Source organism: Aliikangiella maris (assembly GCF_040719265.1).
Classification (GTDB): Bacteria; Pseudomonadota; Gammaproteobacteria; order Enterobacterales; family Kangiellaceae; genus Aliikangiella; species Aliikangiella maris.
This window is the reverse complement of record NZ_JBFDAH010000003.1, coordinates 101,266-115,015: the sequence shown is the minus strand read 5'-3', so window position 1 is coordinate 115,015 and position 13,750 is coordinate 101,266. Positions and strand designations below refer to the sequence as shown.

Below are 13,750 nucleotides of genomic sequence, written 5' to 3'. Positions count from 1 at the left end.
AATCAATGGGAGAATTACCATGGCAGAAAGAACTTCACCTTATAGTGCGTTTAATTTTTTAGTTGAATTTAATGGACAAGATATTTCCGCGGGATTTTCTGAGGTAACGGGTATTGGTGCCGAAATTACCATGGCAGAATATCGTGAAGGCACTGATAAACAAAATCATGTGCGAAAAATTCCAAATATAAACAAAGTCAATGATGTCACTTTAAAACGTGGCATCATTAAATCAAAAGATCTTTGGGAATGGATCGACCTGGTACGTAATCGTGGTTGGGAAGGACAGCGTGATATTTCAATTACTTTGATGGATGAAAGTCACGAAAATGCAGTTTCTCGCTGGGTACTCCATGCGGCTGTACCAACCAAATATTCGGGTCCCAGTTTAAATGCTAAAGGAGGCAGTGATGTAGCGATGGAAGAGCTGGTATTGTCTGCCGAAGGGATCAGTTACAGTGAGTAAACGACTTGCCATCAAGTTATATCAAACTGTTATCCAGTTGAGGGTTGATAACTAATATGCTGGCGCCAGGAATTCATTTTGATACACAAGCGCCGATTAGCTCGACGCAAGTTACTCGTATGGATATTGCCTGCTTTGCTGGTTTTATACCAATGCAGCCATTGAATCAATTACCAGGCTCGCTTAAAACCTGGTTGATAAATCATCGTTGGTATGAGCGGATTATTTTTCATCAAAATGAATCTGGTGAACCTCTAATTGAATTGCTCGATATTCCAATTCCAATCGATTCTTGGCGTTTGTTTACTGAGTTGTTTGCACCGGATAAACGTATTAACCAACGCGCCGAAATTGTCAGTTCGAGTTTATCGGCGTCTGTATTGATTGAACAGTCCGATCAAAAGCTTTATGTTGTTATCGATAACCAACCTCCCGAAATTATAACTTTTAATCCCGGAGAATGGGCGCTTGACGATCTGGTGATAGAAATCAATCAGCAGCTAAACGGGGCTTTTGCTTATAAACAAGATTTTGTTGATCAAGATGTTTTTGATCAAGATATTGCCAATGAGTCAAATGAAAAAGAACGATATGCGTTGACAATTCAACGTATTGATCAATACTCGACAGGCAGCATTAATATTTACCAAAATAAAAGCCTTGGATTTGTTCGCTCAACAGTTGCTCGAAATGGTTATTTAGATACTTATCTTGGTGCAACCGTGCGTGCTTTTTTTCAGCAGGGCGGTCAAAAGTGTTATGTTATTCGAGCAGGGGATCCGCTTATTCCTGGCGAATCTACCGCACTCAAGATTCAGGCACTTAGCCGATTGCTTTATCAAAATGAAAAACTTTCCCGAGGTCTGACTCAAATTGCTCAGTTAACTCAGCTAACCTTACCACTTTGGAATGGTTCTGAAGAAGAGCAGCATGCATGGCATGGATTAGGACTATTGCATAGTCTAAATGATGTTTCTTTTGTGAGTCTGCCCGACCTGCCCGATTTACTTTCTTGTCAACAAAAAACAACTGAAAGCATTAAGGTAGTTGGTCAGCAAACCGAATTTACCGCGTGCATCGTCGAACCAAATAGTGAAAAAGATAATCAGCAAGTGTTGTTTCAGGCGCCGGTATGTGATGAAACTGGCTTTTTGGTTTGGGCCCGGATTATCCGTCATATCAGTCAATATTTAATACGCAACTTTTCTGATACTTTATTGATAAGCAGTATTCCATTACCCGCAGCAACTATTTTAAAGCCATTTGAAGATTATCTACAACAATCACTGTTTATTAACAATCAACATGAGTTATTCGATTTTTTCAATACTGATCAAATTCAATTGGCATTTCCCTGGTTAATGACCTATCAATCAAAGCACTTACCTGCACGCGCAGAATTACCAGAGGGAAGATTAGCTGGTTTAATGGCAAATCAAGCACGACATCAACAAAGTTATTTTAGTCTGGCCGGTAATTTTTTTCCTGATGTGTTTGATTTATTTCCTAAAGCTTATCTCGGGTTAAAACAAACCGACTTAAATGATCGATATTTACAGGAACGAATTTGTTGGATTACCCATTCGCCAAATGGAATACAACTTCAGTCAGACGTAACACCGGCTAACAGCAAGCAGCAGCAATATGCCTGTGTAAAACGATTAACCATGTTGATTCATCGATTGACTCGACAAATAGGAATAAGCGCGGTATTTGAACCTAATTCGGCAGTTTTATGGAACCATATCCAACGTAGTGTTGCACAACTATTGATGGATATTTATCGACAGAATGCATTAAAAGGTAAGACAGCTAAAGAGGCATTTAGCGTACGCTGTGATAAAACCACAATGACCAGGCAAGATCATGATAATGGTCGTGTAATTGTACAAATCATGTTTCAACCAGCGTTGCCAATTGAAAAAATTATTATCACGTTAAATTTTGATCATAAGGGGAGTTTACAAATTACCGAGGAGTCATTATGAAAACTACTGCTCCGTTACCGGTTTTTCGTTTTAAAATTGATTTCTTTGTAGCGACGGCAAAAGGCAGTAATAAAGGACAAAATAAACCGGTTTGTTCTGGTGCATTTAGCGAATGCTCAGGTATTGAAGCAACAATGGAGCCCAAAGCAATTAAAGTCGGTGGGATGAATCAAGGAGAAATACAATTGGCCGGTCGAACCAATTACTCGACGGTAATATTAAAACGAGGAATTTCTTTAACTCGTGACATGTGGAACTGGTTTAATCTGGTTTCTGGCGGTGCCTATGCTTATCGACTTGACGCAGAAATTATGCTGATGAATTTTGCCGATCAAGATGGAGAGTATGCTTTAAAATGGCAATTAAAGAACTGTCTGCCCACAAAGTTTAAAACAGCAGATCTAAACGCAACATCGACTCAAATTGGCGTTGAAGAATTACATCTGGTTCACGAAGGATTATCCCATGAGTAATGGCATCGCGATGCTTACTGCACTAACCAGTCCACAAGGACAAGATTTGCCTGACAGTCAACAGGTTGCAATTGCGGTACAGTTTAATCCTGAATCCCTCGATTTAACTTATACCAACTCAGTGCAAAAAGGTCAGCGAAAACAGCCGCCACAAGTTATTACCGAAACTAAAGCACAGTTGAGCTTCGAGCTGATTTTTGATACGACACATTCTGGTGTCGATGTACGTAAAATTACCTTAGATATTGCACAACTGATGGATCCGAAAGATCCACGAAAGGCGACTCGACGTGATAACTCAATTGGTATACCGGCTAAAGTTTTATTTGAATGGGGGACCTTCAAGTTTGAAGGTTATATCGATAATATTAAAGAAAAGCTCGATTTTTTTTCCAGTGATGGCGTGCCATTACGATCAAGTTTAACGGTAAGCATGACCAATGCGCAAAAGAATTTATTACCAAGTTCGCAAGGTAAAAAAGATGCAGTCGATACTCAAGGAAATCTGGGTTTAGATGCGCCAACAGATGCTTATCAAAGTGGCATGGGTAAAGATTTGTCGTTGGCTGATAAAGCGCGTCAATTAGGGGATGAAAATGCTGCACGTTCGTTGGCTGAAATGAACGGTATTGAAAATCTACGCTTACCAGAAGTTGATAATTTGATGGTCATGAATCAAAAAGCGTTCTCAGCTCATACCAATGTAAATACTACTGCTAATGCATCTTTTAATACGTCACTAAAAACATCTGGCTCACTGTCGTCGATGGGAGGAACTAATTCTGATTTTTCGGTCAATACCCAAGGTTCAACAGAATCTTTATTTGGTGGCTTAAAAGTGGGTACAACACAAAAAATATCTGCCCCGAAAGTCGATTTAACAACATCAGTGTCTGCCGGTATAACCGGCGGCATAAGTGCGGGAGTGAGTTTAAGTGGTGGGGCAGGGATTGAATTAGGTGTTGGGATTGATGCGGGGTTAGGCGGGAGTGCAAGTGTTGGTGGTGCAATGGGAATTTCTGCCGGACTAACGGCTGATGTGGGACTAGATGCTGATTTTGAGGCTGGCATCAAGTTTGATGATTAATCAACTTTAAAATAGAGAGAAATCGATGAGTATTATTTTTGATGAAGTTGTCGCACAAATAGAGCAGCCAGCTGAAGCTGCGGTGAATCAACAAAATCAGGATTTGAGTGAGAGTGAACAACAAACAGCGGCCACAAATTATATTGAAATACTCAAGCATTACGAATCGCGACAAGCACGCTTATCGGTTGAGTAAACAAAAAAGCCGGAGTCTATTGTGACAGAAGAAACAGCTATTTCAGTCGGTAGTATTTATCAAGCAATTCCACAATTGGAAATTAATGGAGTTGCTAACGAAACCATACAAGAATCGTTAGTTGCTATGCAAGTCAAAGAAACTGAAGGCGGTTTATGTAGCGCCGAATTGTGCTTTTTTAATACAGCCAATATTCAAGGGCAAGGTGTTGGATTTGGTTTTGAAAGTAGTGCGGAAACTGAATTAGCTTTAGGTAGCCGAATTAAAATTTATTGTGGTGATAATAATGATCCTGTTGAAATATTTTCTGGCGTGATCAGTGCATTAGAATGGGTAAGAGAAATCGATCAACAGCCCCAACTGGTTGTCTTGGCCGAAGACGGCTTACAACAATTACGTATGATGCGAAAAACCCAATTACATCCTGCGGCCACTCTTAAAGCAATGATTGAAAATATATTGCGAGAACATGGACTGAATAATCATATTGATGGATTGCAACACTCACTAGATGCACAACTACAATATAATGAAACTGACTTAGGATTTATTCGTCGCTTGATTCAACGGTATGACGCCGATATACAAATGAATCATGGCCAGGTCGTTGTTAAATCTCGAGCCGCCATTCAGCAGAATCAAATAACACTAGAATTAAACAGTCAATTACTCAGTTGTCGCCTATGTGCTGATTTAGCACATCAAGTTAATCAAGTCACTTATGCTGGATGGGATAGCGAACAAGGGCAGCAAATCGCAGTGCAGAGTAATGCCAATGCCGATCTTGGACCTGGTGAAGGGCGCATCGGTGCCGACTATCTAACGCAATACTTTGCCAACCGACAAGAACACCTATGTCGTACCTCTGTCCAGAATGAAAGTGAAGCACAAATTCTGGTTAACAGTGCCTATGCCAAACGCGCACGAGGATTTGTGCGTGCTCAAGGTAAATCATTAGGTAATCCAAACTTAAAAGTGGGATCTCATATTCAATTAAATGGTATCGGTGAGCGTTTTGAAAATCAATATTATGTGATTGAAGTGACTCATTACTTTACTACAGCCGGTGGTTATCTGACCGAATTTGTTGCGCAGTCAGCGTATTTTGGAGGTTAAATGCAGTTATCAAATCTGATGCCGTTACATGCGCAAGATCAAACTCAATTGGCTGAAGTGATCTCGGTAGAAGATCCTGAAAATCGGAATCGAGTACAAATTAAGTTATTGGCATTTGATGGCGTGGCTCAACAACAAGGTCAGCTATGGGCGAGAGTCGCTGTGCCCTTTGCGGGTAAAAATAAAGGGGCATTTTTGTTTCCTGATGTTGGTGATGAGGTTTTGATTACTTTTATTAACGGTGATTCGCGCTACCCGGTTGTCATTGGTTCTCTTTGGAATGGCCGAGATGAAGCACCAGAAACTTTGGGTGGCGCTGGGGATGCGATTGATCGCTGGAGTTTTGTTGGAAAAAAAGGAACGCGCATTGCAATTGAAGAAAGCGCATCAGGACAGCCAAAAATAATATTTGCAACGCCACAAGGTGTGAGCGTCGAAATTTCTGATAACAGCGGTGGAGAAATTATCTGTCAGAGTGCGGGCAATACCATTACCTTTGATTCCGCAGGTGTCACGGTCAATAGCCCTGCTGAAGTTGCGGTAAGCGCCTCAACTGTTAAAGTTGATTCGGGAATGGTGACGGTTAATGCTGGCATGTCCAGTTTTAGCGGCGTCGTTAAGTGTGACACATTGATCGCAACAACGGTGGTCAGTTCTACCTATACACCAGGGGCAGGAAACGTATGGTAAATCACCCAATAAAACTGAAAGGCAGTTATTTAAATCAATCTTCAGGTGATTTAACACAGCCGAACATATTCGCTTTTCAAGAACAAAACTTTGTAGAAAGTCTGCTCGCAAATTTATCTTCAGCCAGTGGACAGGAAAAACTACTTCAAAAACAGGTGAGCGCCACATCCGATGATATGATGCGCTTATATCAACCTGTCCATCGAATATTTAATTTGATTTTGTTGGATGCTTGTTGCTTGCAGTATGGTGAGCCCAGATTGGCGCCAGAAAAAATACTATCGAGTGGGTTTGTCATCCGTAAAGTTAGTGAAAAAGGTCAGGAATATGGCTGGATGAAATCGCAAGGTAAAGTGGTGGGCTGGAAACCAGTGAATCCCATTGATACTGAATACACCGATTGCTTACGTAACTATGATGTCGATCCTAATATTCGTCAGCAAAGAATATTAGGTAGTAATCGGTTGATACTCGAACAAGCTTCACCATCAATCAATCCTTATCAAGATTACAGCGAAGATTATCAAAGTCTATTTTTAACACCACCTAAAATCATGCAGCAAACCAGAAAAACATTGCTTTATGGGGTGATGAACTTAGCCAGTCAGGAAATGGTAGAAGATGATAGTATCAATCCGCCGCCGTTTACAAAACAAAATATTTTACAACGTCTACCTGTCTTATTGATGCAAGGAGGCGATGAGCGATTTACGGATTCTTTTCCTAAGCCCCCTACAGATGCATTGTTTCGCGATACTCACGCGCAATCACCACCGTTTGCCGCATTAAAAAAATTGCTGAGTTATTTGGCCAACGAAGTAGGGTTATTTACTGGCGGCCAGGAAGTACAAAACCTTAAACACTTGCTACAACAAATACCGGTGAGTTTCTCACCACAACGAAATAGTCAATCGACTAATTATTATCAGTTTCTATTAGCGGCATTCCAAGTGTTTTATGGTTTCCCTCAAGATGAACAAGGACAATCCCAAACGCTAAGCGCCGCATTTACTCCTTTGCAATGGCCTCAGTTCAACACACTTCAACAGCAATCATTGGTGAATGCTATTTATGCGACTATGAGTCATCGTTGGCAGCGTGTCGCGCCGGGTGAGACCCGTTATGCTGGTAATAATGAATACCGTTTATATGCGTTTATTCGTGTTGCCGGGCAATCTGGGTGTCCTGTAAACACAATTTGGTCGGCACCAACGCATCGCTTTAAAATTGTGCCCTGGTATGAGTCACACGACGGGGTTGCGCCAACTCAAATAGAATTACCTGATATTAATACGCAAACCCTTAAAAAACTAAAGCCTAATGTGGCATTTAAAGTGCCTGAATCAATTCAAAAATTTATGGATACCATTAATTTGAATGATATTTTAGATGGCAAAAAAAATGAAGGTTCAGGGATTGGTTTTGGCATGATCTGTGGGTTTAGTATTCCGTTAATTACAATATGTGCTTTTATAGTATTACAAATATTTTTAGTCCTGTTGAATTTACTTTTTTGGTGGTTACCTTTTATTAAAATATGTATTCCATTTCCTAAACCGAAATAATTACAAGCCAGGTGAACAATATGTTAAATAACGAATAAATTCAGTAAAAAAATAAAAAAGTAAACATGAATAAGATTAAAACATGCATAATATTTTAACCAAAAGGAACCAATACTAATGAGTCAATCAAATCGATTGCCAAAAGCACCTATTGGCTGGCCCCTATTAGTGACTCCGGTTAATGGTGAACTTCATTTCCCTACACTAGAAGAAAGTATTAAACAGTCAATCAAAGTAATTTTGCTTACTGTAAAAGGTACTCTTTTATTACATGCGGAATTCGGTGCGGGCCTTAAGAATTTTTTACACCAGCCAAATCAATTGGTGACTCGAAGAAGAATTCAAGATGCGATTGTCGATTCGTTAACTCAATGGGAGCCTCGTATCGTATTACAAAATGTATTAGTGAATGAAATCGAAGAGCAGCCCGATGCGATCAGAATTGAAATTTTCTATGTCATTAAGCGTACCGGTACAAGAGAAGAAGTAAAACTCACCATGAATCTGGGAAGTTAATTTTATGTCCATTCCAAAAATAAAACTGGATGACAGAACTGCACAAGATCTGATCAATGAGATGCTTGCTAAAATTCCAGGGCATACTCCAGAGTGGACAAATCCCCGAATTGGCGATCCCGGACGCACTTTAATTGATTTATTTGCTTGGCTTGGCGACACCATTTTATATCGTGCAAATTTAATTCCAGAACGCCAACGATTAGAATTTTTAAGGCTGTTAAATATTCCCATGATTCCTGCGGCACCAGCGAAAGGCTTATTGAGTTTGAGTTTGGCCAATCAAGCCGCAAGCCAACCGATAAATGTGCCATTAAACACCAGCGTTCCTGGACCGGTTACTTTTGAAACACGTGATGAAGTCAGTGTTATGCCACTTCAAGGCAAAGTTTATTTAAAACGCAAACCTGATGATAACGAATTGGCAAATTTATCAGGCGTTGTTGATGAGTTGCAGTCGGTATATAACATTAATAAAGGCAGTCCTTATATTGCCACACCATACTTTGCCGATGGTGTAGCCGACAGAAAAGGGATTGATGTTATTCAGCAAAGTGTTGATGGCTGTTTATGGATTGCCTTATTGGTTAATGACCAGGCAATGAAAAACGAGGTAATTGATTCTCTAGCCAGAGGTTCACATGGTGAAAGATTACTAAATATTGGATTTCAACCGCGAATGCTTGTCCCCGAATTTGGTGAGCGAATTCATAAAAAACAACAGCAGCGAGAAATTTGGCAATGGCAAATGACTACTCGTTATTTGCAACAAAATGGCGAGCCAAAATATTTTACTCTTGATACACGTCTAGATACCACCGCAAACTTTTCGCGTGCTGGTATTATTCAATTGGCACTGCCTGATAGTGACGACTGGGGGATACCTGCGAATAATGTGGAGCAAGATATTAGAGCAGGGGTTGGTGATAAACCCCCAAGGATTGATGATGAACAACTTTCACAAAAACTACTTGGTTGGATTAGACTCAAACCAAGTGAACCAACACATCAGTTAGCTGTTTCCTGGCTAGGTATTAATGCAATATCAATTGATCAACTTAAATCTTATCACAATATTGTGGTTGGTGTTGCCAATGGTTTTTCTGATCAAGCATTTCAATTGCCTGCTGGTTCTATCGATAAAAACAGCTTACAGCTTGAAGTAGAAGAAAATAACGATGGTTTCCGGCCTTACCAGCAAATTGATCTCTTAGCCAGCGCAGGTCGTGATGATCGTGTTTATAGTTTAGATAGTGAAGCAGGGATCGTGAAATTTGGAAATAATATTACCGGGCGTCAACCTGAAATTAATCGACGTATTCGTGTTAAATATATGCGAGCGGGAGGAGGAGAGCAAGGGAATCTGGCGGCCAATAATTTATCAGCGATTGCTTTTCCGGGAATTAAAATAATCCAGCCAGTTGCAACGACTGGTGGCCGCAATGCTGAAACGCTAGACCAGGCCGAAAAAAGAATTCCTGCTTATTTAAAGCATGGTGATCGCGCGGTCAATCGAGAAGACTACCAACGGTTGGCAATGAATACGCCGGGTGTTGAAATTGGCCGAGTTGAAGTATTGCCGCGCTTTAAACCGCAGCAGCGGTTGCAAAATATTCCAGGCGTGATTAGTGTGGCCGTGCTACCCAAAGCCAATTTACACACCGCGCCCAATCCTCGGCCCGATCGCAATATACTCGAGCAGGTCCATGCTTTCCTCGAACCGCGACGACCTTTGGGCGTTGAGCTTTATGTGATAGGTGTTGAATATGTTGCATTGAGTTTAAGTGTGGCGATTTCGTATCAAGATGGTTATGCCCGAGATGAAGTATTACAACAAGTTAGAGATGCACTACGTGATTATTTATGGCCATTAACACCCGGAGGTCGAGAACAAACCGGATGGCCACTAGGACAAACAGTTAACAGTCAAGAATTGGAAGTTGTTGTGGCTAGAGTGTCGGGAGTACTCACGGTTAATGATATCAATTTATTTGTGCTAAACGCACAACAAGCTTGGGTGATAGTTGATCAAATTGGTGAAAATAAAACCCAGCGTATTACTTTATCAAGTTGGCAATTACCCGAACTTAATAGCGTGATTGTTGATGACGGACTGACCGCTGCAACGAGTGTTGATTCGGAATCTGATAATCACCAAATACCAGGCATTCCCATTCCTGTTGTACCGGAGATATGTTAATGGATGCCAATGGATTACCTTTTTGGATGATTGCCCGTGGCGAGCAACTAACCGAATTGTATGAGACTGAATGGGATGATGATAAGCGTGTATTGCAATTATTATCGACGCGTGCAAATCGAGAATTTCCTGCCGATAGAGTTGCCGCGAGAAATGCATTTAATTTACCCACTAGTACAGTAGATAGCTTGGGGCATTTTGCCTATGTTGATGAACTGCGACATCGAATTTTGGTTGCGGGTGCGCTACCTGATGCTTATGAGTTAATCAATGATGAACAATTAACCTTTGTCGATATCGCAATGAGTCCTGATGGCGCTTTATATGCCATTGTGAAACTGCAAGCACAACCTGACGAACTGCGACTGATTAATCCGGCAGACAGCAACCAGCAGATTATTTTAAATTTACCCGATTTAGCACAAGCAGATTTACTGGCATTATTACCTGAGGGTGGGGGCTGGATTTTAGACAGACAGTCTCAGCAGCTGTACAAAATAATTAATCGTACGGCTGAGTATCATCAGCATCATTCTCAACCACAATTACTGATAAAGCCGTTTTCCCATACGCACTTAAACCGACCAAATACTAATTACAATCCAGGTATTGAACGACCTTGCGATGAGAATGAACAACCCTGTCAGATTGTTAAAGATACATCGCGTCAGTTTAATCCCGCTCATCAAATTGTTGCGATGGCGTCGAATAACCGTGGTGAAGTTGGCATTTTAATCTGGCCTGATGATGATTTAGCTAATGCTTATATTATTTTTATTACCGCTTCGGGTCTGTCTGCACCGGTTGAGTTGCTTGCTGCGAAAGCGCCTATTTCTTTATCATTTGTTAAAAATCATTTATGGGCAGTAAAATTTGTTGATTATGGTGAAGCGGTGGTTTACGAACTGCCTCCGATTAATCAGATTGAACATTCTGGTATTGCGCTTCAAGCTTTAGGGGCTCATTATCCATTAGTTGTGAGTGATCAACCCAATAATACCCAGCAAGGATTAACCCAAAATTATCCGTTTGCTCATAGTCTGATTTCACCAGCCTATTATTTGGCTGGTAATGAACGGTTAAATATAAAGCCACTATTTGCGCTTTCAAAACCCAATCTGGCAAAATCGGGTTCTGCCAGTTTGTTGCAAAACTTCGATAGCCAACAGCCTGCAACTTGCTGGCATAGAATTTACATTGAAGCAAAAATCCCACCCGAAACAGGCATTCGTATTTGGTTGATGGCCAGCGATGAGCAACTGGCATTTGATGTCGCTCAAGCATTTCCTCACGACTTCGGCTATGTGCCTGCGTTTACTCAATTACCAGCTGAGCAACTGCCTGCACATATTCATACCTTGAATCATTTTTCGACTGCTGCGATTCAACAAATTCCTAAAGCAGCATTTTGTACGATGGTATCTGAATCTCCATCAAATAAAAGTTTACTTTATTGTCAGCATCAACCAGAACAAAGTGGATTATTTACCTTACTGGTTCAGCGTACAGGGCGCCGAGTAAGAGAGCTCAAAGGGCGTTTTCTAAAGGTGAAAGTGGAGTTGTTTGGTAATGGACAAGCTTCACCGGAAATAGCGGCCATTCGTATTTATTCACCGCGGTTTTCTTATTTGAAACATTACTTACCTGAAATTTATCAAGAAACACTTTTTGGTGAAAAAGCAGATGAAACTGGGAGCGCGAGTGGTAGCGATTTTTTACAGCGTTACCTGAGCCTATTTGAAAGTGTATTAACACCACTAGAAGACCGCATTGCCCATGCACATTTAGTGACTAATCCGGATACTGTACCTGCCGAGTCATTAGACTGGCTGGCAAATTGGGTTGGTTTAAGTATTGAACAAGGTGTCAATACGGCGCAGCGACGTAACATGATAAAACAGGCGATGCCGCTTTATCGAATACGTGGTACTTATGCAGGATTATCGCTGGCATTAAATATTGCAACGGGTGGCATGGTCGAACGGGGCGAACTGGTTATTTTGGAAGACTTCAAACTTAGACGGACTTTTGCCACGATTATAGGTATTGATTTAGAAGAAAAGTTTGATCCCTTAATGATGAACAGTATTACTAGTGCTAATTCTTATTTGGGAGATACCTTTTTTCTTGGTGAAACAGCTTTAGCGAATAATCAGATTGAACAAGAACTGTTGGCATTATTCGATGCCAGTATGTTGATTAATCGACGTGAAAAAAGTGCCGTTATCGAATTTTTCGCGCGATTGGCTAATCGAATTACAATTTTAGTGCACCGACAAAAACCTGAGGCAATTTTTAAACTGATTAGAAAAGTAGTATCGCTAGAAGCACCTGCACATATTCAAACTCGAGTACTTGAAGCCAGCCAACCACTTATTGTGGGATTGTATAGTCTGGTTGGTGTAGATACCTACTTAAAACCTGAACCGGGACTTCAACCCGCAAAACTAGATGATTTTTATTTTGGTGCTGATGGTCAGATTATTCGTCAGCCAAGCGTTGATGAGCGATTAATGTAAAGATTTAATCGCTCTCTTAAACAGTCAGAAGAGCGATTCGTGCTTTACAGCTTGTAAAATTACGGAGTAAACCAATGAGTGTACGTTTTGATGATCCGCTAATGCACAATATCCCCCCTGACCGGGTGAACTATGAAAACGGCGTGCTGCTCGATGAAGTAGATTTTAAAGCAGAGCAAACATATCACCGCGGAAGGCTTTCAAGATTACTCGCTTATTTGCATGGTTCAGGTACGGTTGCGGGATTAAAGGTTCGAGAAAAGCCTGATGATATTACCACTTTAGTGATCGAGCCAGGACTGGCAATTGATCGTCTTGGGCGTATGATCGAAGTTCCTCAAAATTACTGCCTCAATATTGCTGACTGGTTCAATGCACAACTGCAATCCAGCTTGGGACTCACGCGAATGTCACAAGCTTTTCGAGAAGCAGACGGGGAAATACCCGCAGGTATCGTTGTCGATTTATTTATTAAGTTTGCAATTTGTGAACGTGGTAAAACACCTGCGTTCAGTCATGGCAATCAAGAGGTAACTGATGCATTTACCTTTGCCAGAATGCGTGATGCTTTCAAATTGGAATTACGTATTCGTGATGATGGTATTGAAAATATTCCTGTGCCTAACAAAGGTATTGCTGATTTAACCGGAAATTCTAAACTACAAAGAAAGTCGGCAGTTGAAAACTTTAAACTTGATTTTGGCTGGCGTGAAAATACACAGTGGAGCACCATCGATGGTCAGCTCAACAAAGATCAGGAACACTTGCAAGATCAAGATGGCAGTGAAGTTTTTTTAGCTCGATTGCGCATTCCCGCAACGACTGAACCTGTGACTTACAACGATTCTTTATCAATTCACTTTGATAATCAACTGAGAAGGTTTGTTTATTCAACTCATGAACTGAGCTGGATTCAACAAGCGGGAGAATAATG

The 13,750-nt window shown here is 40.9% G+C and carries 12 protein-coding genes; all 12 read left to right on the top strand.

The window, feature by feature from the left end; genetic code table 11:
• Window positions 1–19 precede the first annotated feature (19 nt).
• Window positions 20–466, top strand: a complete 447-nt coding sequence (locus ABVT42_RS03760) for a phage tail protein (protein WP_353873800.1) — start codon at window positions 20–22, stop codon at window positions 464–466.
• Window positions 467–522: 56 nt separating this feature from the next.
• Window positions 523–2,454: a hypothetical protein gene (locus tag ABVT42_RS03755; RefSeq protein WP_353873799.1), complete on the top strand. Its 1,932-nt coding sequence runs from the start codon at window positions 523–525 to the stop codon at window positions 2,452–2,454.
• Window positions 2,451–2,927 (top strand): phage tail protein, encoded by a 477-nt coding sequence (locus tag ABVT42_RS03750; protein ID WP_353873798.1) that lies wholly within the window; start codon window positions 2,451–2,453, stop codon window positions 2,925–2,927. The genes ABVT42_RS03755 and ABVT42_RS03750 overlap by 4 nt, the downstream gene beginning before the upstream one ends.
• Window positions 2,920–4,014, top strand: coding sequence for a CIS tube protein (locus ABVT42_RS03745; protein WP_353873797.1), 1,095 nt, complete (start codon window positions 2,920–2,922; stop codon window positions 4,012–4,014). The genes ABVT42_RS03750 and ABVT42_RS03745 overlap by 8 nt, the downstream gene beginning before the upstream one ends.
• A 25-nt stretch (window positions 4,015–4,039) precedes the next feature.
• Window positions 4,040–4,210: a hypothetical protein gene (locus ABVT42_RS03740; protein WP_353873796.1), complete on the top strand. Its 171-nt coding sequence runs from the start codon at window positions 4,040–4,042 to the stop codon at window positions 4,208–4,210.
• 21 nt (window positions 4,211–4,231) lie between these two features.
• A complete protein-coding gene (locus tag ABVT42_RS03735) occupies window positions 4,232–5,326 on the top strand; it encodes a phage late control D family protein (protein ID WP_353873795.1) in 1,095 nt (364 codons plus the stop codon).
• Window positions 5,327–6,016: a phage baseplate assembly protein V gene (locus tag ABVT42_RS03730; protein WP_353873794.1), complete on the top strand. Its 690-nt coding sequence runs from the start codon at window positions 5,327–5,329 to the stop codon at window positions 6,014–6,016.
• On the top strand, window positions 6,010–7,581 hold the full coding sequence (locus ABVT42_RS03725) for a hypothetical protein (RefSeq protein ID WP_353873793.1): 1,572 nt from the start codon (window positions 6,010–6,012) through the stop codon (window positions 7,579–7,581). Before ABVT42_RS03730 ends, ABVT42_RS03725 begins: the two co-directional genes overlap by 7 nt.
• A 117-nt stretch (window positions 7,582–7,698) precedes the next feature.
• A complete protein-coding gene (locus ABVT42_RS03720; protein WP_353873792.1) occupies window positions 7,699–8,097 on the top strand; it encodes a GPW/gp25 family protein in 399 nt (132 codons plus the stop codon).
• A 4-nt stretch (window positions 8,098–8,101) separates the two neighbouring features.
• Entirely contained in the window at window positions 8,102–10,297 is a 2,196-nt protein-coding gene (locus tag ABVT42_RS03715; protein ID WP_353873791.1) for a baseplate J/gp47 family protein, read from the top strand.
• Window positions 10,297–12,816: a phage tail protein gene (locus ABVT42_RS03710; RefSeq protein ID WP_353873790.1), complete on the top strand. Its 2,520-nt coding sequence runs from the start codon at window positions 10,297–10,299 to the stop codon at window positions 12,814–12,816. The genes ABVT42_RS03715 and ABVT42_RS03710 overlap by 1 nt, the downstream gene beginning before the upstream one ends.
• Before the next feature lie 74 nt (window positions 12,817–12,890).
• On the top strand, window positions 12,891–13,748 hold the full coding sequence (locus ABVT42_RS03705) for a hypothetical protein (protein WP_353873789.1): 858 nt from the start codon (window positions 12,891–12,893) through the stop codon (window positions 13,746–13,748).
• Window positions 13,749–13,750: the final 2 nt, after the last annotated feature.

Excerpts from the sequence above, each read along its gene's own strand:
- ABVT42_RS03760 (WP_353873800.1), top strand. The coding sequence starts at position 20 with ATGGCAGAAAGAACTTCACCTTATAGTGCGTTTAATTTTTTAGTTGAA.
- ABVT42_RS03755 (WP_353873799.1), top strand. The coding sequence starts at position 523 with ATGCTGGCGCCAGGAATTCATTTTGATACACAAGCGCCGATTAGCTCG.
- ABVT42_RS03750 (WP_353873798.1), top strand. The coding sequence starts at position 2,451 with ATGAAAACTACTGCTCCGTTACCGGTTTTTCGTTTTAAAATTGATTTC.
- ABVT42_RS03745 (WP_353873797.1), top strand. The coding sequence starts at position 2,920 with ATGAGTAATGGCATCGCGATGCTTACTGCACTAACCAGTCCACAAGGA.
- ABVT42_RS03740 (WP_353873796.1), top strand. The coding sequence starts at position 4,040 with ATGAGTATTATTTTTGATGAAGTTGTCGCACAAATAGAGCAGCCAGCT.
- ABVT42_RS03730 (WP_353873794.1), top strand. The coding sequence starts at position 5,327 with ATGCAGTTATCAAATCTGATGCCGTTACATGCGCAAGATCAAACTCAA.
- ABVT42_RS03725 (WP_353873793.1), top strand. The coding sequence starts at position 6,010 with ATGGTAAATCACCCAATAAAACTGAAAGGCAGTTATTTAAATCAATCT.
- ABVT42_RS03720 (WP_353873792.1), top strand. The coding sequence starts at position 7,699 with ATGAGTCAATCAAATCGATTGCCAAAAGCACCTATTGGCTGGCCCCTA.
- ABVT42_RS03715 (WP_353873791.1), top strand. The coding sequence starts at position 8,102 with ATGTCCATTCCAAAAATAAAACTGGATGACAGAACTGCACAAGATCTG.
- ABVT42_RS03710 (WP_353873790.1), top strand. The coding sequence starts at position 10,297 with ATGGATGCCAATGGATTACCTTTTTGGATGATTGCCCGTGGCGAGCAA.
- ABVT42_RS03705 (WP_353873789.1), top strand. The coding sequence starts at position 12,891 with ATGAGTGTACGTTTTGATGATCCGCTAATGCACAATATCCCCCCTGAC.